The sequence below is a fragment of the Streptosporangium sp. NPDC002607 genome, assembly GCF_053592655.1.
The window spans coordinates 65,606-85,673 of record NZ_JBSFWD010000043.1; the positions used below are offsets into that span (position 1 = coordinate 65,606).

Here is a 20,068-nt window from a genome sequence, read left to right on the forward strand (position 1 = left end):
CCAGAGCTCGGGGTCTCCACGCCCGAGGAGATGTGATGAGCACCTTCGCCGCCCTGCGCGAGCAGCTTCTGGATGCCGCCACCGCCTTTGCCGGCGGCCCGGACGCGCTGCCTGAGATCCTGGCGGGCCTGGTCGACGACGTCGACCGGGCGCTGCGCGAGGAGCTGGAGATATTCCCGGTGTGTCACCACTCACCGGCCTCCGCGCTGGCCATGACGCGGCGGCTGCGCGACAGGCAGCCCAAGGTCATCTACCTGGAGTTGTGTGAGGACCTGCGGCCGCTGCTGGAGGAGCTGCGCAACTGCCGGCTGCCGGTGGCGCTGCAGGCGTTCGCCACCGAGCTGGAGGGCTTTCCGCCCGGCTCCGGCCCGCTGAGCGTTGTGGCGCCGCTGACCGAGGCCTCGGCGGAGTACCAGGCCATCGCCTATGCGCTGGACACCCCGGGTGTCGAGCTGGTGCTGGTCGACCGCTCGGCCGACCACGTCTTCCAGTGGCTGCCCCAGGAGGAGGCCGGGCCGGTCACCGCCGAGCGCGACGGCGACCTGCACGGCGACGCCGTGGGTGTCGAGGTGGGCGACCTGAGGCCGCGTTTCGCCGAGCTGGAGGAGCACCTGCTGCGCCACGGCAAGGTCCGCCACTGGTCGGAGTGGTGGGACCAGTACGTCGAGCAGCCGCTGGCCGGTGCGGACTACGACACCTACCGGCAGGCCATGGCGCTGATCGGCAGCCTGTTCCGGCGGCTGGGGCCCGGTGGCGAGCGGCTGGCCGGTGACGAGGAACGCGAGCGCCACATGTGGACCCGGATCCGCGAGCACCTGGCCGTCTCCGGCGCCGACCCGGCGACCTGTCTGTACGTGTGCGGTGCCTTCCACGCCGTCAGCACGGTGCCCGAGTTCGGCCTGGCGGCCGACGCGCCGGCGTACACCATCACCCCTCCTACGGCCACGCGCTGGCTGTACGGGTTGATCCCCTCCAGCCACTCGGCGATCGAGGCCCAGTTCGGCCTGGCCCAGGGGTCGGTGTCGATCGCCGCGGCGACCTGGGCCAAGGCGGCGACGCGCGGCGGCCTCACACCGTACCGGCTGCGGGGGCAGCGGGGCACCCGCTCGCGGACCGTGCCCCCCGCACGGGCCGCGGTGCCGGCCCCCGCAGGGCAGGTCACCGACCGGTTGTCGGGGTTCCTGGCCACGCCGCCCGTGCTGGACGGCCTGGACGAGGCCGAGCTGCGCGGCTGGTGCGTCGACATCGTGCGGCTGGCCCGCCGTAACGGCTACCTGGCCAGCACCGCCGACGCCATCGCGGTGTTCGAGACCTCGATCCTGCTCGCGGGGCTGCGCAACCGGGCCAGGCCGACGCCGTACGACTTCCAGGACGCGGCTGTCACGTGCATCGAGAAGGACGTGGTGCCGGGCCGTCGCGACATCCGCCGCCTGTGCGAGATCCTCCTGGGAGGCGACCGGATCGGCGAGGTCGGCTACGACGCGCTCCCGCCGCTGGCGCGCGACGTGTACGACCGGCTGGAACCGCTCGGGCTGGACCCGGGCAGGCGCACCCAGCAGCGGGCGCTGCTGGACCTGCGGGCCGATCCCGAACTGGTGCCGTGCTCGGACCTGCTGTGGATACTGCGCCAGCTGCTGCCCGAGGGCGCGGTCCGGCCCATCATGGGGGCGCGCCGCCTGGGAGAGCGGCCGATCCAGGAGAGCTGGGACCTGGCGATCGGCCGCCACCAGCGGTCGATCATCGAACTGGGCTACGAGGGCGTCACCGTCGAGCAGGTGCTGGAACAGCGCCTGCGCCGCAAGGTGTGGGAGCCCCAGGCCGGCGCGGGGGTCGCTCTGGCGGCGGTGGAGGACGCCATCCTCTACCTGGGCGGCCGCCGCTTCGCCGACGAGCTCGGCAGCCGCGCGGTGGAACTGCTGGCGGCCGAGCGCACCGTGGACGATGCCCCCGAGGTGCTGCGCCGGATCCGCCGGCTGCTGGCGCACTATCGGGCCACCCAGCCGGACCTGCCTGCCTGGTGCGAGGCGTTCGTCACGGCCGGCTACGCGCACTACTGCACGCTGCTGCCGACCGCCTTCGTGGACGAGGACACCGGAGTCCGCCAGGTCGGTGCCATGCTCGGTTTCCTGTTCTCCATGGAGGGGCTCGCGCTGTCGCTGGGCTGTGACCGGGCCCAGCTGGAGCTGGCGGTGCGGCAGGCGCATCCGCAGGAGCCGGCCAAGGTGGCGCTGCTGTGGGCGGCCCAGACTCAGCTGGGCCTGCTTTCGCAGGCCCAGCTGCGCGCCCGGTGTGACGAGCTGCTGGCCAACCCGCTCGTCATTCCCTCCTTCCCGCTCTATCTGAGCGGGTTCGTCCAGGCGCTCGAACCCGTTCCCGCCCTCGCGCCGTTCGTGGTCGAGGTGCTGTCCAAGGCCTTCGCCCGACTGCCCGACGAGGTCCTGCTGCCGTGGCTGCCGACGCTGATCACGACGCTGCGCCGGCACGCGCTGGAGTTGGTCCCGGTGCTCGTGCGCGAGGCGGGCAGGACCTTCCCCGCCTCCCTGGCCGAGCTCGACGAGTGGGTCGCGCCATGGGAGAGGCCGGCCCGGCCCGTGGCACCGGCCCGGCCGGCGTCCGCGCCGAGCGGGCCGGTGGCCGGCCTGCTGGCCGGGCACCCGCAGGCGTGCGACGCCGTGGCGGCACTGCTCGGCTGCGTGGGGGAGTGGCCGACGACCACCGAGGGCATCGCGGGCACGGAGGGCACAGTGGGCGCGGCAGCGGGTGAGCTGCTCACCCGGCATCCGGCGACGACCGGCGCGATCGCGGTGCTGCTCACCGGCTGATGACGGGCGAAGCCGCTCGTCAGCGTGCCGCGAGGGCGGGTGTGTCCCCGCCGGGGGAGGTGGTGGTTTCACTCCCCGGAGGGAGGGCGCTCGCCTCACCTGCGGCGGCGATGACGGCTGCCAGGGCGCGGTGTGGTCAGGCGTGTGGCCTCGACGCAGTCCTTCCCCGTCTGGCGCCTCCGGGGTCCGGAGGGTCGAAAGTCCCATGGGAACGGGACCTCCGGGACCTCGGCGCGAGTCGTACGGCACTGCCTCCGGGCTCTGGAAAACGATGTGATGAGGGTGCGACAGAAACCGGGAGACACCACAGAGAAGGGGAGCCGTCATGGCCACCACTCGCGGACGAGTTCACACCGGGCCGGTCATGAACGCCGCCCCCGTCACCCCCACCCCCGTCACCCCCGCCGCCGCGAGGCGCCCGGTCGACTACGTGTGGGCGATCGCCCGCATCGCCCTGGGCTGGGTGTTCCTGTGGGCGTTCCTGGACAAGACCTTCGGCTGGGGGTTCGCCACCCCCGCCGAGCGGGCGTGGATCGCCGGGGGCAGCCCCACCACCGGGTTCCTCAAGGGCACCGGGGAGAACGCGCTCGGCGGCCTGTTCGCCGGCCTGGCCGGGCAGGGCTGGGTGGACTGGCTGTTCATGCTCGGCCTGCTCGGCATCGGCGCGGCCCTCATCGTGGGGGCGGGTCTGCGGATCGCGGCCGCCACCGGCGGGCTGCTGATGGTCCTGATGTGGGCGGCCGAACTGCCGCTGACCACCAACCCCTTCATGGACGAGCACCTCGTCTACGCCGTCGTGCTGGCCGGCCTGGCGATGGCTCAGGCCGGTGACACCCTCGGTCTCGGCAGGTGGTGGGGCGCCACCCCGCTGGTGCGGGAGCACCCCGTCCTGCGCTGACCGGCCACCTCGGTGAAAGACCCGCTCCCGGCACGGGGGCGGGTCTTCCTGGTTTGACGCCGACCGACATCCCCACCGAGTGGCCTTGGCCAGATCAGGATTCCTGGCCGCTACCACCTGCGCTGTCCCCGCGTTCCTCGACCCCGGACTCGGCGCCGGGGGAGGATGCCCGGTTTGCCCAGGCAGTTGATAACTCCCGGGAATCTGATACGACGGTGTCTGAGCGGTCGTTCAGCCGAGCTGCCGGGTGATCGTCGGGTCGGTGATCGCCGTGTCGTTGGCCAGGAGGAACGCCTTCGAAAGGATCACCGACAGCGTCCCCCCGTCGTCCTCGAACGGCAGGAACACCGATCCGGCCGCGCGCCCGCTCGTCGGGACGATGCACAGGTACGCGTCGTTGGGCTCCATCAGGATGTTCGTCGACCCCAGATGGATCTTGTACGTCTTCAGATCACCCCGTACAAGAAGGAATCTGTCGGTCAGCTCCACCCGGGAGGCGATCTTCAGTTTCGGCAGCAGTCGCGCCAGCACCTCGCGCCGGGTCTTGGCCGTCTCCGTCAGCTCGCCGAAGCCGTGGGAGCGCCAATAGCGTTCGTGGCCGATCAGCGCCTGGTCGTCGCGGGCGACCGAGGCCACGCCCACGGCGAGGTCGGCCTCGCGGAGGATCTCCGACAGCACCAGCGGCGGCAGATCGGCCATCGACGCCGGTTGCCCGTCGCGGTGGAAGGTGATGCCCTCGGTGGCGCACAGCATGGTGGTCTCGGCCCCGGGGGCGGAGACGATGTGCATGGCCCAGCGGGCCTGCCAGCCCGCCAGGTCGCGCACCACCTCGCCCTGGTCGCCGCCGTTCTGGTAGTCCCAGTTGCCGATCGACCGGCCGGTCCAGCCGCGCTGGCCCAGTAGGGTCCGGGCCTGGCCGTAGCGCAGAATATGGCCGGCGAAACGGTTGGAGAAGGTGCCGGTCCGCTCCTCGGCGGGGGTCAGCAGGTAGAGCTCGCGGAAGACCTGCTTGAACGGCTGGCGTACACCACCCTCGAGAAGATGGTCGCGCCACGCCGCCACCTCGTCGGCGGTCGCGTGGATCGGGTGCCACAGGCCTGCCACGGTGTCGGGGGCGGGGCGGTGGCCGGCCAGTTCCCAGCCGTCGGCGGTCTTGACCGGCAGGGCCGCCGGGCCGCCGGCGATCTGCCAGACCAGGGTGCGGGCGTAGGGGCCGGTGACGGGATGGTCGAGGAAGTACTCGGTCACCTCGCGCCAGTGCCACGTCCGTTCATGGACGATCGCCTGTTCCAAGCGGGACCGCTCGGCTGCCTGCGCCAGCTTGAGCTCCTTCAGGATGGCCCGCAGATCGGACAGCTCCGCGCGCAGATCCTTCGGCAGCGACTTGACGGTCTTGCCGGCGGCGTTCACGTAGCGCAGGGCGGGCACGTCGGCGCACAGCCTGACCCGGTAGTCGCCGATCTTCTCCTCGCGGACGCCGCCGGTGTCCAGGCCGAAGGTGGGGACCGTCCGGTCGAGCAGCTGCTCGCGGGTCAGCCCGTTCTCGCCGGCCACCGCGTCGAGGGCGAGGCTCAGATTCCTCTGTACGGACCTCGCGCGCACCTTCGCCTGGATTCTGGACAGCGGGACGATCACGTCGAGGCCGCCCCTGCGGGCCAGGACGCCGACGGCGGCGTTGGTGACGGGTTCGCAGCGGCACGTGGAGCCCATCCCGTTGCTGCCGGTGCCGCAGGTCATCGCGACGTCGGTGACGAGCGAGGTCACCCAGCGCTCGTCGATGACCTGGCAGGTCCACAGGATGCCGCGCACCACGACGATGGTGTGCTCCTTGAGGAAGACCTTGTCCCACCACTCCTCGTCGTCATAGCGGACGACCCAGTCTCCGCCCCGGTAGGCCACCAGCCGCGTGAGCAGCTCACGGACCAGGGCGACCGCGCCGGGGGTGAGCATCCGCGCGGCGTTCCTGAGCCACCGGGCGCTGGGTTTGGTCGAGCGGGCGGTGTTCCAGTGGCGGAACAGCGGCAGCACCTCGACCAGGCGCGGGCCGTACTCCTCGGCCAGCATGCGGGCGAAGTGGTCGGTGTCCCCGATCTCGGTCCGGACCACCCCGGCCGGGCCGTGCTCGGCGGGTTCGGTGAGCAACTCGGTCACCTGCTCGGCCAGGAGCGCCCGCGCGTCCTTCAGCCACGGCCCCGACGTCAGCCAGCGCAGCAGGTCCCGGCGCAGCTGGTAGTCGAACCGGCGGGCCGCCGCGAGCGGGATCCGGAACAGCTCCTCGTAGCGGGTGTGCCCCTGCCGCACCCAGTACTCCGCCCGGCCCATGAGGTGGTGCGCTTCCCGGTAGGTGAAGTCGATGTCGCGCTCGGCCACCGACCGGACCACGCGCAGCACCCGCTCGTCGTAGTCGTGGCCGCCTTCCGGCCCCAGCCAGAGCTTCATCTGCGCGTAGGTGCCGTAGACCCGCCAGTCGACGCCGGGGGCGGGGTCGAGTCCCTGCTCGGTGAGCTCGTCGAACCGCTGGTAGGCGGCCCTCGTGGCCGGGTCCATGTGGTCCCATTTGCCCGCTGACGTCATGACACGGCTCCACTGATGATCGGAAACGCTGGGTGATCATGGATATCAGCCGGAACCGACAGATTCCCCCTGCCGTGATTCGGACATGTCTCCACGAAAGCCGCTTCTGCCTCCTCATCCGATTCAGACCGGGGACGTCGTGGCCGCTCACTGATGCGGGTGAGGTATTGGCCCCGAACCTTTTCACGTCGCATCCGCCGAACGGTCGGAGAGCGCTTGGCAGGCCGGGCCGCGGAAACGCGTGCAGGGCGAGCGCGGCGGCAAGGCAGGCGACCGGGACCACGGGTAGGACGTAGCGGTGGTCGAAGTCCAGGACGGTGACCGGACCGATGAGCAGTCGAGCATCCGTCCCACCAGGCGGAAATCTCAGGTCAAGTGCGGTTTCCAGGTCCGTTTCGGCCGCGCTCCCGGCGGCTTCGGGCTGGCTTGACGCTCTGCTTAGGGCAATTGTATGGTTATTTAGTAGGAAATATAGGAAATGTGTGATGCGGAAGCCGCTCTGTGACGGCGCGGTCACGGATCTCGGCTCGCGGACGACGGCGACGGCAGGGCCGAAGGAAGGGCGTCGATTTCTTGCGGCCGGTGCGGGATACGGAAAGCGCATCGATGACCACTGCTTTTTCTCCCGGCGGAGTGTCGCGTGGAATTAATGGAATATCCGACTGAAGTCGATCAGCCGGAAAGGGTGCCCCTTCGAAAAGACGTGTGGAGCTCGGCGGTCCGTGAACCGTCGCATCCGCGCTCCATGTCGCCGGACTTCTCACTGGAATTTCTCCGGAAACTCTTCGATGACGCGTGTTTCGACGAGAAGACGTCGGCACGGGTCGCGGACCTTCTCGACCAGTGGTCCGCGGGAAAGGCGACGGCCCCGCGGTCGGTGAGACGACTGCTGTGGCAGGGGCAGGTGGACGAGGCGCTCCTGGCGCTGCGGAAGCCGAAGGGTCCTGACTCACCGGCGCTTGGACCGTTCCGTGAGCTGAGCGACTGGGTCTTCTGCTGGTATCCGGGCCTTCAGGTCCGCGCGCCTCGCGGCGAGATCGAGGTGACCACCGGGCTGGAGGGCATGCGGGTGCTGTCGGCCTTCCTGGACGGACACGCCGACCAGCAGGCCGTCACCCGTGCCGAGCAGGTCCTGCGGCTGTGCCCGATGGGAGACGCGGCGCTGGAGCCGCTCACCGCCGCGCTCGCCACCCTGGTCTACGCCGACCGGGCGGACCTGGCCGGCCGGTGGTGTGAGCCGCTGCTCGAACAGACCACGACCCACTGCGCCCCGACCTGGCAGGGGATGTTCGCAGCGGTCCGGGCCGAGACCGCGATCCGCCAGGGCCGGCTCCTGGAAGCGGAGCGGTGCGCCCACGCGGCGCTCACCCACATGCCGATGGCCGCGTGGGGGGTGGGGCTCGGCCTCCCGCTGGCCAGCATGGTGGCCGCCAAGGTCGGGATGGGCAAGTACGAGGACGCCGCACGCTACCTGGCGGTCCCGGTCCCCGAAGCCATGTTCCAGACTCCGGCCGGGCTGCACTACCTGTCCGCCCGGGGCGGTTGTCACCTGGCGACCGGCGCCGCACAGGCCGCCCTCACCGACTTTCTGACCTGCGGAGACCTCATGCGGCAGTGGGGGCGCGACCTGCCGGGGATCGTCGCCTGGCGGCTCGGCGCCGCCCGGGCGCACCTGGAGCTGGGCCGGACCGGCGAGGCCAGGACGCTCATCGACGACCAGCTCGCCCTGCTGGGGCCCGCCCCGACCCGTACCAAGGGCATCGCGACACGCCTGCGGGCGGCGACGGTCGCCCCCGAGGCGCGCCCGGCCGTCCTGGAGGAGGCGGTGGAGATCCTGCAGATCTCCCACGACCAGCTCGAGCTGGCCCTGGCGCTCGCGGAGCTCGGCCGCGCCCACTCCCGTCTCGGGCGGTCCCACCGGGCCAGGACCGTCGAGCGCAGGGCCCGCCACATCGCGAGGTCCTGCGGTGCGGAGCCGCTGATCGACGCGCTCTCGCAGAGCCCGCCGCGACCTGGCACACCGGGCACTCCGAACGCGCCGGACGGTGCCGTCCCCGCGGACCCCGGTGACGTGGGACTGAGCGACGCCGAGCGCAGGGTCGCCACCCTGGCGTCCCAGGGATACACCAACCGGCAGATCTCCGGGAAGCTCTACGTCACGGTCAGCACGGTCGAGCAGCATCTGACCCATATCTATCGTAAACTCGGTGTTTCCCGCAGGGTTGATCTCCCGGCTCTTCTCGATTAGCAGCCCCTGTTTTAGGGGTCGCTAGGGGTACTCCATTGTCGGCCGAATAGCGAGGCTTGGAACAGCCTTTCTTGCCGGTTCACGATATGGAGCGAAGATGAGTCTCGGCCATTCGACGTCAAACGAATGGGGAATCGAGCCGACCGACGCGATCGCCATCGTCGGAATGGCGTGCCGGCTGCCGCACGCGCCCGATCCCGGCGCGTTCTGGGACCTGCTGCTCCAGGGACGCTCCGCGATCACGGAGGCGCCCGCCGGCCGCTGGGGTGAGGCCGGCCCGATTCCCCGCTTCGGCGGGTTCCTCGACGAGGTCGACCGGTTCGACCCCGAGTTCTTCGCGATCTCCCCACGTGAGGCGGCCGCGATGGATCCGCAGCAGCGCCTCGTCCTGGAGCTGGCCTGGGAGGCACTCGAGGACGCCCGGATCCTGCCCGCCGACCTCGCGACCACCTCCACCGGCGTCTTCGTCGGCGCCATCGCCTCCGACTACGCCGCCCTGCAGCACCGGCAGGGGACGGACGCCATCACCCGCCACACGATGACCGGCCTCAACCGCGGCCTCATCGCCAACCGGGTCTCCTACGCGCTGGGGCTCCGCGGCCCCAGCCTGACCGTCGACTCCGCGCAGTCGTCGTCCCTGGTCGCGGTCCACCTCGCCGTGACGAGCCTGCGCGCGGGTGAGTCCACCCTCGCGATCGCGGCGGGTGTGAACCTGAACATCGTCGTGGACGCCACCATCGCCGCCGAGAAGTTCGGCGGCCTGTCACCCGACGGGCGCTGCTTCACCTTCGACGCCCGTGCGAACGGCTACGTGCGCGGCGAGGGAGGAGGCGTCGTCGTCCTCAAGCCGCTGGCCCGGGCTGTCGCCGACGGAGACCGGATCCACTGTGTGATCCGCGGCAGCGCCGTCAACAACGACGGCCACGCCACCGACCCCACCGGTGGCCTCACCGTGCCGAACCCGGACGCGCAGGCCGAGGTGATCCGGCTGGCCACCGAGCGCGCCGGAGTGGCACCCGATGCGGTCCAGTACGTCGAACTCCACGGCACCGGGACCAGGGTCGGAGACCCGATCGAGGCCGCGGCGCTCGGCGCCGCGCTGGGTGCGGGACGTGCTTCCCAGGACGCGCTCGTGGTCGGATCGGCCAAGACGAACGTCGGGCATCTGGAGGGCGCGTCGGGAATCGTCGGCCTGCTGAAGGTGGCGCTGAGCATCGGGCACCGGCGGATCCCGGCCAGTCTCAACTTCGAGACGCCGAACCCCGACATCCCCTTCGACCGGCTCAACCTGCGCGTGCAGTCGGGCACCGGCCCCTGGCCACGGCAGGAGCGGCCGCTCGTCGCCGGGGTCAGCTCGTTCGGCATGGGCGGCACCAACTGCCACATCGTGCTCGCCGAACCACCGCCCGCCCAGGCAGGTGTCGATCCGGCTCCCGAGGCCGAGGTGATCGCGTGGACGCTGTCGGGGGCGAGCGAGGCGGCGCTGCGCGGTCAGGCGGCCCGGCTGCACGCCTCCCTCACCGCACGTGACTCCTTCGATCCGGCCGGCGTCGCGCTGTCACTCGCCACGACCCGGACGGTGTTCAAGCACCAGGCGGTGCTCGTCGGAGAGCGCGCCGAGGCCCTCGACGGCCTGCGGGCACTCGCCGGGGGAGACCAGGCGGCCTGCCTCGTACGGGGCGTGAGCCGGACGGCCGGCGGCACGGTGTTCGTCTTCCCCGGGCAGGGATCCCAGTGGGAGGGCATGGCCGCGGACCTGTCGCGCACCTCGCCGGTGTTCGCCCGGCACCTTCGGGCGTGCGCGGACGCGCTCGCACCGCACCTCGACTGGTCGCTGACCGATCTGCTCACCGGCCGCCCCGGCGCGCCCCCGCCGGAGCGGGTGGACGTCGTACAGCCCGCTCTTTTCGCGGTCATGGTCTCGCTCGCGCGGCTGTGGGAGTCGGCCGGCGTCCGCCCCGACGCCGTCATCGGCCACTCCCAGGGGGAGATCGCCGCCGCTCACCTCGCCGGTGCCCTCTCGCTCGACGACGCCGCCGCGATCGTCGCCCTGCGAAGCCAGGCCATCGCCACCATCGCGGGCACCGGTGCGATGGCCTCCGTCGCGCTCGGTGCGGGCGAGGTACGCGAACGGCTGGCTCGCTGGAGCGACCGGCTCGGCGTCGCGGCGGTCAACGGTCCCGCCTCCACCGTGGTCTCCGGTGACGCCGAGGCGCTCGCCGAACTCCTCGCCGGATACCGCGACGAGGGCGTCCGGGTCCGTGAGATCCCCGTCGACTACGCCTCCCACTCGCCCCAGGTCGAGCCGGTGCGCGGGCGCCTCCTCGACGCGCTGGCCGGGATCCGGCCCCAGAGCTCGGCCGTCGCCTTCTACTCCACCGTCACCGGTGGCCGGCTCGACAGCGCCGCTCTCAGCGCCGACTACTGGTACCGCAACCTGCGCCAGAGCGTGGAGCTGGAACAGGCGGTCAAGGCCGCCGTCGCCGACGGGCACCGCGCGTTCGTGGAGAGCAGCCCGCACCCGATCCTCACCGAGGGCGTCCGGGCGAGTGCCGACGACGTCCTGGCGATCGGTACGCTCCGGCGCGGCCAGGGCGGCCTGCGGCAGTTCCTCACCGCTCTCGCCCAGCTCCACGTGGACGGCGGAACCGTACGCTGGCCGGATGTCATCGGCGCCGGGGCGGTGCCGGTCGACCTGCCCACCTACGCCTTCCAGCGCCGGCGTCTGTGGATCGACACCTCGTCCGCGCCCGCCACGCGCCCTGAGATCCTCAAGGACGCCGAGGAGGCCCCGGCGGCAGGGGACGTTCCGGCCTCGGCACTTGCCGCACGGATCGAGGGGCTCGGTGATCAGGAGCGGGACCGCGCGGTCCTGGACCTGGTCCGGACAAGCGCGGCGATCGTGCTCGGCCACCCGGCGGGGGACGCGGTCGGCGAGGATCTCACGTTCAGTGACCTCGGCTTCGACTCGGCGGCGGGGGTCGAGTTCCGTGACCGGCTGGCCGCGGCGACCGGGCTGCGCCTGCCCGCCACACTCGTCTACGACCGCCCGACGCCGCAGGCCGTCGCCGCCTATCTGCGCGACGAGGTCGCCGATGCCGTCCCGGGCCGGGAAGCCCCCGCGTCGGCGAGGCCGGTGGAAGGCGAGCCGATCGCGATCGTGGCGATGAGCGGCCGCTGGCCCGGCGGAGCCGGGACGCCCGAGGAGCTGTGGCGGCTGCTGCTGTCCGGCAGGGACGCGATCGGCGGTTTTCCCGACAACCGGGGCTGGGACGTGGAGCGGCTCCTGGCCGCGGACGGGCCGGGCACCTCCGTCACCCGGGAAGGCGGCTTCCTGCACGACGCCGACCGGTTCGACGCCGCCTTCTTCGGACTGAGCCCGCGCGAGGCCGCGGCGATGGACCCCCAGCAGCGACTGCTGCTCGAAACGTCATGGGAGCTCTACGAGCGGGCCGGGATCGACCCCTCCAGTCAGGGCGGCAGCCGTACCGGAGTGTTCGTCGGCGTGATCCCGCAGGAATACGGCCCGCGCCTGCACGAGACGTCGCAGGGCTACGAGGGGCATGCCCTCACCGGCACCCTGAGCAGTGTCGCCTCCGGCAGGCTCGCCTACACACTGGGGCTGGAAGGCCCGGCGATCACCGTCGACACCGCCTGCTCGTCCTCCCTGGTGGCCATGCACCTGGCGATCCAGGCGCTCCGCGCCGGCGAGTGCGAGCTGGCCGTCGCCGGTGGGGTCACGGTGATGTCCACGCCGGGAATGTTCACCGAGTTCAGCCGCCAGGGCGGGCTCGCGCCCGACGGCAGGTGCAAGCCGTTCGCGGCCGCGGCGGACGGCACCGCGTGGTCGGAGGCGACCGGACTCGTCCTGCTGGAACCGTTGTCGGCCGCCCGGCGCCGTGGGCACCGGGTGCTCGCCGTCGTCCGTGGCAGCGCGGTCAACCAGGACGGCGCCAGCAACGGGCTCACCGCTCCCAACGGCCCCTCGCAGGAGCGGGTCATCCGCGAGGCCCTCGCCGGCGCGGGACTGTCGCCCGCCGACGTCGACGCCGTCGAGGCGCACGGGACGGGGACCACGCTGGGTGATCCGATCGAGGCACGGGCACTGCTGGCGACCTACGGACGCGACCGCGAGGGCAGCCCGCTGCTGCTCGGCTCGTCGAAGTCGCACATCGGCCACACCCAGGCAGCCGCGGGCGTCACCGGCGTCATCGCGATGGTCCAGGCCCTCCAGCACGCGACCCTGCCGCCGACCCTGCACATCGACCGGCCGTCCCCGCACGTCGACTGGACGGTGGGCGCCGTCTCACTGCTGACCGAGGCCACCGCGTGGCCACGGACCGGTCGCCCCCGCCGGGCCGCCGTCTCCTCCTTCGGTATCAGCGGCACCAACGCCCACCTCGTGCTGGAACAGGCGCCAGAGGAGACCGGGACGTCCGAGCGTACCGACGAGCCCGGCCTCACCCCGTGGATCCTCTCGGCGAAGTCCGAGGACGCGCTGCGCGAGCAGGCCGCACGGTTGCGGGCGCGAGTGGCGGCCGATCCCGCACTCGGCGTATCCGATGTCGGGTTCACCCTGTCGGTGGCCCGCGCCGCCCTGGATCACCGCGCCGTCGTGCTCGCCACCGGCCGAGAGGAGTTCCTGGAGGCGCTGGACTCCCTCGCCGCCGGTGGAGTCACCCCGGCCGTCGTGCGCGGCACCGCCGCCAGACCGGGCGGGCTCGCCTTCATGTTCACCGGCCAGGGCAGCCAACGTCCCGGCATGGGACGAGAACTCGCCGCGGCCTTCCCGGTGTTCGCCGACGCCCTCGGCGCCGCCGCCGCGCACCTGGACGGCCACCTCGACCGCCCGATCCTCGACGTCATGTTCGCCGAACCGGACAGCGCCGGCGCCGCGCTGCTGGACACGACCGCGTACACCCAGCCCGCGCTCTTCGCCTTCGAGGTCGCGCTCTACCGGCTGGCCGAGTCCTTCGGTCTGCGCCCCGACTACCTCATCGGCCACTCCGTCGGCGAGCTCGCCGCCGCCCACGTCGCGGGTGTCCTGTCACTGTCCGACGCCGCGACCCTCGTCGCCGGCAGGGGCAGGCTCATGCAGGCGGTCGAGGCCACCGGCGCGATGGCGGCACTGCAGGGAACGGAGCAGGAGATCCGGGCGCTCCTGGCGGACCACCGCGGCGAGGTGGACATCGCGGCGGTCAACGGTCCCGACTCCGTGGTCGTCTCCGGAGACGAGGCCGTGGTGGGGGAGATCGTGTCGCGCCGGCGCGGGGAGGGCCGCAGGGCCAGGCGGCTCCAGGTCAGCCATGCCTTCCACTCGCCGCACATGGACGCGGTGCTCGACGACTTCCGGCGCATCGCGGCGAGTCTGGACCTCGCCTCGCCGCGCATTCCGGTGATCTCCAACCTCACCGGCCGCCTGGCCGCGGCCGACGAGCTACGCGACCCCGGCTACTGGGTCCGGCACATCCGGCATGCCGTCCGGTTCCGCGACGGCGTCGCGACCCTGCGCGACCTCGGCGTGAGCGACTACCTCGAACTCGGTCCCGATGCGGTCCTGACCGCCCTGGCCCACGACTGCCTCGCGGGAACTCCGCCACGCACCCTGGCCGCCGCGTCCCGCCCCGACCGCCCGCAAGCCCAGACGTTCGGTACGGCCCTGGCCCAACTGCACGTCCACGGCGTGAACGTCGACTGGCGGGCGGCCCTGAACGGCCGCGACGCGAAACTGGTCGACCTGCCCACCTACGCCTTCCAGCGCCGCCGGTTCTGGCTGGACACCTCCCCGGCCGTCTCCAGCACGGCCGCCGCGGGGCTGGAGACGGCCGGGCACCCGCTGCTGGACGCGGTGGCCGACCTGGCGGGCGGCGAGGGCTCGCTGCTGACCGGACGCCTCTCGCCACGCACCCAGCCCTGGCTGGCCGACCACGTGGTCTCCGGCGGCATGCTGCTCCCCGGCACGGCGTTCGTCGAGCTGGCCCTGCACGCCGCGGACCGGTACGGGGGGCTGCGCCTCGACGAGCTGGCGCTGCAGGCACCCCTGGTGATCCCGGAGCGCGGCGAGGTCTGGGTGCAGCTGTTCACCGGCGCCGACGACGGTTCCGGCCGCCGCCCGCTCGCCGTCCACTCCAGGACCGGCCCGTCGGAGAGCTGGACCCGCCACGCCACCGGTGCCCTGACCGCCGCCACCCCCGCGCCCAGGCAGGAGGAGGCCGGCGCCTGGCCGCCGCGGGAAGCGGTCCCCGTCGATCTGGAGGGCCTGTACGAGCGGCTCGCCGACCAGGGATACGAGTACGGCCCCGCCTTCCGCGGGCTGGTGGGAGCGTGGCGGCTGGGCGACGACATCCTGGCAGAGGTGCGGCTGCCGGACGAGCACCTCGCCGAGGCCGCCGGGTACGGCATGCACCCGGCCCTGCTCGACGCCGCCCTGCACGCGGTCGTCGGGATCGCCCTCGTAGCCGACGAGCGGGGCATCCGCCTGCCGTTCTCGTGGAACGGGGTGTCGCTGGAGGCGTCGGGCGCGACCGTGCTGCGCGTGCGGATCACACCGACCGGCCCCGACACGGTCGGGATCACCGCCACCGACGCCACCGGCGCGCCCGTCGTCTCCGTCGAGTCCCTCACGTTCCGGCCCGTCGCCCCCGGGGGGCTCGGCGCCCCCCGTACGTCGAGCCACGCGATGCCCTACCGGCTGGACTGGGTGCCCGCACCCGCCGCCCGGACGCCGATGCCGGCCCGCTGGACGGTGGTCGGAGCCGGCCTCGACATACCCGACGTGCCGATGGTCGCCGACCTGGAGGCGCCAAGGGCGGCCGTTCCTGATCTCCTGCTCATCTCCGCGACCGGCGGCGGCGCGGCGCCGGACCCGGTGCTGCCGCAGGCGCTGCACGCCGGCACGGTCACCACGCTGGACCTGCTGCGCGAGACGCTGCTGGACGAGCGGTTCGCGGCCACCCGGGTGGCCGTCGTCACCCGGCGCGCCGTCGCCGTCCATCCGGGGGAGGACGTCGAGGATCTCGCGCACGCCGGGCTCTGGGGACTGGTCCGCACGGCACAGACCGAGTTCCCCGGCCGCGTCGTCCTGCTCGACCTCGACTCGCACCCCGGGTCACGAGCGGCCATCGCGGCGGCACTGGCCACGGGTGAGAGCCAGCTCGCGGTGCGCCGCGGCGAGATCCTCGTCCCCCGGCTCGCCCGGCCGGCGGCGGACGACGCCCTCGACCCTCCCGACGAGGCCTGGCGGCTGGACGCCACCGGCTCGGGCACGCTGGCCGACCTCGCGCCGCTGCCCGCTCCCGAGGCGGAGCGCCCGCTGGCAGCGGGAGAGGTCAGGGTCGCGCTCAGGGCTGCCGGGCTCAACTTCCGCGACGTGCTCATCGCTCTCGGCATGTATCCCGGCGACGCCAGGATCGGCGCCGAGGGCGCGGGCGTCGTCGTGGAGACCGGGCCCGGTGTGACCGGTCTGCTGCCCGGCGACCGCGTCATGGGCCTGGTCCAGGGTACCGTCGGCCCCCTCGCGGTCACCGACCGGCGCTACCTGACGCGGATCCCCGCCGGATGGTCGTTCGCGCAGGCCGCCACCGTGCCGGTGGCCTTCCTCACCGCCTACCACGGCCTCGCCGACCTGGCGGGCGTCCGCCCCGGCGAGCGGCTGCTCGTCCACGCGGCCACCGGCGGCGTCGGCATGGCCGCCGTCCAGCTCGCCCGGCACTGGGAGGTCGACGTGTACGGCACCGCCGCGCCTGCCAAGTGGGACACCCTGCGCGAACAGGGACTTGACGACGGCCACATCGCCTCCACCCGCACCCTCGACTTCGAGACCGCGTTTCCCGCCGTCGACGTCGTTCTCAACTCCCTCGCCCACGAGTTCACCGACGCGTCCCTGCGACTGCTGGCGGACGGCGGCCGGTTCGTCGAGCTGGGCAAGACCGACCAGCGCGACCCCGTCCAGGTCGCGGCGGCCCACCCGGGCGTCACCTACGAGGCGTTCGACCTGTTCGAGGTGGACCCCGGCCGGATCGCCGAGATCCTCGACGTGCTCGCCGACCTGTTCGACAGCGGCGCCATCTCGCCCCTGCCGGTCACCGCCTGGGACGCCCGGCACGCCCACCACGCCCTGCGCCATCTCAGCCAGGCACGGCACACCGGCAAGCTGGTCGTGACCCTGCCCGCTCGCCTCGACCCGGCGGGAACCGTCCTCGTCACCGGCGGCACCGGAACGCTGGGCGCCCGCACCGCGCGCCATCTGGTCACCAGGCACGGGGTCCGCCACCTGCTGCTCGCCGGACGCGGCGGCCCGGACGCGCCGGGCGCCGCGCGACTGCACGCGGAACTCACCGCGCTGGGCGCCGAGGTGCGGATCGCCGCGGTCGACGTCGCCGATCGCACCGGCCTGGCCGCGCTGATCGCCTCCGTACCGGCGGGGCACCCGCTGACAGCCGTCGTGCACGCCGCCGGCACGCTCGACGACGGGGTCCTCGGCTCGCTCACCGCCGACCAGGTAGGCGGAGTGCTCCGGCCCAAGGCCGACGCCGCCTGGTACCTGCACGAGCTGACCCGCGATCTCGACCTGTCCGCCTTCGTGTTGTTCTCCTCCGCGGCGGGCATCCTGGGCAACGCGGGCCAGGCCGGCTACGCCGCCGCGAGCGCCTTCCTCGACGCCCTCGCCCACCACCGCCGCGCGCACGGCCTGCCGGCCACGTCACTCGCCTGGGGGCACTGGGCGGAGAGCAGCGGCATGACCCGCGACCTCAGCCGGGCGGACCTGGCCCGGCTGGCCCGCGCGGGCCTGCCCGCCATGCCGACCGGGTACGCGCTCGCCCTGCTCGACGCCGCGCTGGCCATGCCGGACCCGGTCGTGGTGACGGCCAGGCTGGCCCCCGAGGCGACCGGTTCCCCGCTGCTGCGCGGACTGGCCCGGAAACGGCCCCGGCGGATCGCCGTACCGGCGGCGGGGACGGCCTCCCTCGCCGAGGAACTGGCCGGCCGGCCGGAGACCGACCGACTGCGCAGGCTCCTGGCACTCGTACGGTCCACCGCGGCCGCCGTGCTCGGCCACCCGGACCCCGAGGCCATCGCCCCCGACCGGGGGTTCCTCGACGCCGAGTTCGACTCGCTCAGCAGCATCGAGCTCCGCAACCAGCTCGACAAGGTCACCGGGCTGCGACTGCCCACCACCCTCGTCTTCGATCATCCCACGCCGGTCGCGCTCGCCGCCTACCTGCGGACCCGGCTTGTCCCGGCCGAGACGCCCGAGACGCCCGGCCCGGAGTCCGAGCTGGACCGAATCGAGGCGGCCCTCGCCGGCGGGGCCATCGACTCCGGCACGCGAGAGCGGGTCCTGGTCCGGCTGAACGACCTGCTGACCAGGTGGGGCGGGCCGAGACCCGCTCCGGAAGACGATCTCGGGCGCATCGACGCGGCCACGAACGACGAGATCTTCGAGCTCATCGACAACGAACTTCGCCTCTCGTGAAGGGCACCCCTCCCATGGCTGATGAAGAGAAGCTCCGTACCTATCTCAACCGGGTGACCCTGCAGCTCCAGCAGACCCGGCGGCGCCTGCACGAGGTCGAGTCCGCCGGCAGGGAGCCGGTCGCGATCGTGGGAATGGCCTGCCGCTTCCCCGGCGGGGTCACCTCGCCGGAGGACCTGTGGCGGCTGGTCACCGCGGAGCAGGACGTGATCGGGCCCTTCCCCACCGACCGCGGCTGGGATCTCGGCGGCCTCTACCACCCCGACCCGGACCGCAGCGGCACGTCCTACGTACGCGAGGGCGGATTCCTGTACGACGCCGCCGAGTTCGACGCGGAGTTCTTCGGGATCTCGCCGCGTGAGGCGCTGGCGACCGATCCGCAGCAGCGGCTGCTCCTGGAGACCGCCTGGGAGGTGCTGGAGGACGTCGCCGTCGACCCACTCGCCCTGCGTGGCAGCGACACCGGCGTGTTCGTCGGCGCCATCGCCCAGGAGTACGGCCCCAGCCTTCACCATCGGCCGGCGTACAACACCGACGGCTACGTCCTCACCGGTAACACCACCAGCGTGGCGTCGGGCCGGATCGCCTACACGTTCGGGTTCGAGGGGCCCGCGGTCACGGTCGACACGGCGTGCTCGTCCTCACTCGTCGCCCTGCATCTCGCCGCTCAGGCGCTCCGGCTCGGCGAGTGCTCCTTCGCGCTCGCCGGAGGTGCCACGGTCCTCGCCGCGCCCGGGATGTTCATCGAGTTCTCCCGCCAGCGCGGGCTGTCACCCGACGCCAGGATCAAGGCGTTCGCCCGGGCGGCGGACGGCACCGCCTGGGCCGAAGGCGTCGGGCTGCTGGCACTCGAACGCCTCTCGGACGCCCGTCGCAACGGCCACCGGATCCTGGCCGTGTTACGTGGCAGCGCGGTGAACCAGGACGGTCGCAGCAGCCAGCTCACCGCGCCGAATGGTCCGTCGCAGCAGCGGGTGATTCGGCAGGCGTTGGCGGGTGCGGGGTTGTCGGTCTCTGAGGTGGATGTGGTGGAGGCGCATGGGACGGGGACCAGGCTGGGTGATCCGATCGAGGCGCATGCGTTGCTGGCGACGTATGGGCAGGGGCGGTCTGCGGGTCGGCCGTTGTGGTTGGGGTCGGTGAAGTCGAATATCGGGCATTCGCAGGCGGCGGCGGGGGTGGCCGGGGTCATCAAGGTGGTTCAGGCGATTCGGCATGGGGTGTTGCCGAAGACGTTGCATGTGGATGAGCCGTCGCCGCATGTGGACTGGTCGGCTGGGGCGGTCGAGTTGCTGAGTGAGGCGCGGGCCTGGCCGGAGACGGGTGGGCCGCGTCGGGCGGGGGTGTCGGCGTTCGGGGTGAGTGGCACCAATGCTCACGTGATCATTGAGCAGGCTCCGGATGATCCTGTCGTGGCTGGTTCTGTCCCGGTTGGCTCATCGGGAGTCGAGGTGGCCACGACTGGTGTGACCGTTGTCGGGTCGAGCGGGGGAGTGGTTCCGGCCGGTTCTCGGGAGTTCGTGTCCGTGTTGGACGGTTCGGTTGCTGGAGCGGGGGTCGTGGCTGGGCGGGTGGTGCCGTGGGTGGTGTCGGGGCGGTCGGTGGCCGGGTTGCGGGGGCAGGCCGCGCGGTTGGCCGGGTTCGTCCGGGCCGATGCTCGGCTGAGTGCCGGGGATGTGGGCTATTCGCTTGCTCGTGGTCGGGCGGTGTTGGAGGAGCGGGCGGTGGTGGTGGCCGCTGGGCAGGAGGAGTTGCTTTCGGGGTTGGGGTCGTTGGTGGCGGGTGAGTCGTCGGCGGGGGTGGTTCGGGGTCGGGCGGGGGGTGGGCTGGCGTATCTGTTCACGGGTCAGGGCAGTCAGCGTGAGGGGATGGGCCGGGAGTTGTATGGGCGGTTCCCGGTGTTCGCGGCGGCTTTTGATGAGGTGGTCGCCGAGTTGGATCGTCATCTGGGCGGGGTGTCGGTGCGGGAGGCGGTGTTCGGTGCGGCGGGGGTGCTGGATCGGACGGTGTTTGCTCAGTCGGGTCTGTTCGCGTTGCAGGTGGCGTTGTTT

Annotated in this window: 6 protein-coding genes; 5 read left to right on the forward strand and 1 reads right to left on the reverse strand. The window is 72.5% G+C overall.

All coding sequences use genetic code 11. The features are described from left to right. The first annotated feature begins 35 nt into the window (after positions 1-35). Positions 36-2,822 carry a DUF5682 family protein gene (locus ACWD3H_RS35795; protein ID WP_451958157.1) on the forward strand — a complete coding sequence of 929 codons (2,787 nt, stop codon included), beginning with the start codon at positions 36-38 and terminating at the stop codon, positions 2,820-2,822. A gap of 325 nt (positions 2,823-3,147) precedes the next feature. Next, positions 3,148-3,720: a hypothetical protein gene (locus tag ACWD3H_RS35800; protein ID WP_451958158.1), complete on the forward strand. Its 573-nt coding sequence runs from the start codon at positions 3,148-3,150 to the stop codon at positions 3,718-3,720. A gap of 231 nt (positions 3,721-3,951) precedes the next feature. On the opposite strand, the gene ACWD3H_RS35805 is transcribed toward ACWD3H_RS35800, so the two are convergent. Beyond that, a complete protein-coding gene (locus ACWD3H_RS35805; protein ID WP_451958159.1) occupies positions 3,952-6,294 on the reverse strand; it encodes a DUF4132 domain-containing protein in 2,343 nt (780 codons plus the stop codon). 877 nt (positions 6,295-7,171) lie between these two features. Between ACWD3H_RS35805 and ACWD3H_RS35810 the strand changes: the two genes are divergently transcribed. The 3 genes from ACWD3H_RS35810 to ACWD3H_RS35820 form a co-directional block, all read left to right on the forward strand. After that, the gene (locus ACWD3H_RS35810) at positions 7,172-8,542 is read left to right on the forward strand and encodes a helix-turn-helix transcriptional regulator (RefSeq protein WP_451958160.1); all 1,371 of its coding nucleotides are present in this window, start codon (positions 7,172-7,174) and stop codon (positions 8,540-8,542) included. Positions 8,543-8,639: 97 nt separating this feature from the next. Beyond that, positions 8,640-18,017 (forward strand): SDR family NAD(P)-dependent oxidoreductase, encoded by a 9,378-nt coding sequence (locus ACWD3H_RS35815; RefSeq protein ID WP_451958161.1) that lies wholly within the window; start codon positions 8,640-8,642, stop codon positions 18,015-18,017. Between the two features lie 14 nt (positions 18,018-18,031). Further along, positions 18,032-20,068: type I polyketide synthase (locus ACWD3H_RS35820; protein ID WP_451958162.1), on the forward strand; the 2,037-nt coding region annotated here is incomplete at its 3' end.

Excerpts from the sequence above, each read along its gene's own strand:
- ACWD3H_RS35815 (WP_451958161.1), top strand. The coding sequence starts at position 8,640 with ATGAGTCTCGGCCATTCGACGTCAAACGAATGGGGAATCGAGCCGACC.
- ACWD3H_RS35805 (WP_451958159.1), bottom strand. The coding sequence starts at position 6,294 with ATGACGTCAGCGGGCAAATGGGACCACATGGACCCGGCCACGAGGGCC.
- ACWD3H_RS35795 (WP_451958157.1), top strand. The coding sequence starts at position 36 with ATGAGCACCTTCGCCGCCCTGCGCGAGCAGCTTCTGGATGCCGCCACC.
- ACWD3H_RS35800 (WP_451958158.1), top strand. The coding sequence starts at position 3,148 with ATGGCCACCACTCGCGGACGAGTTCACACCGGGCCGGTCATGAACGCC.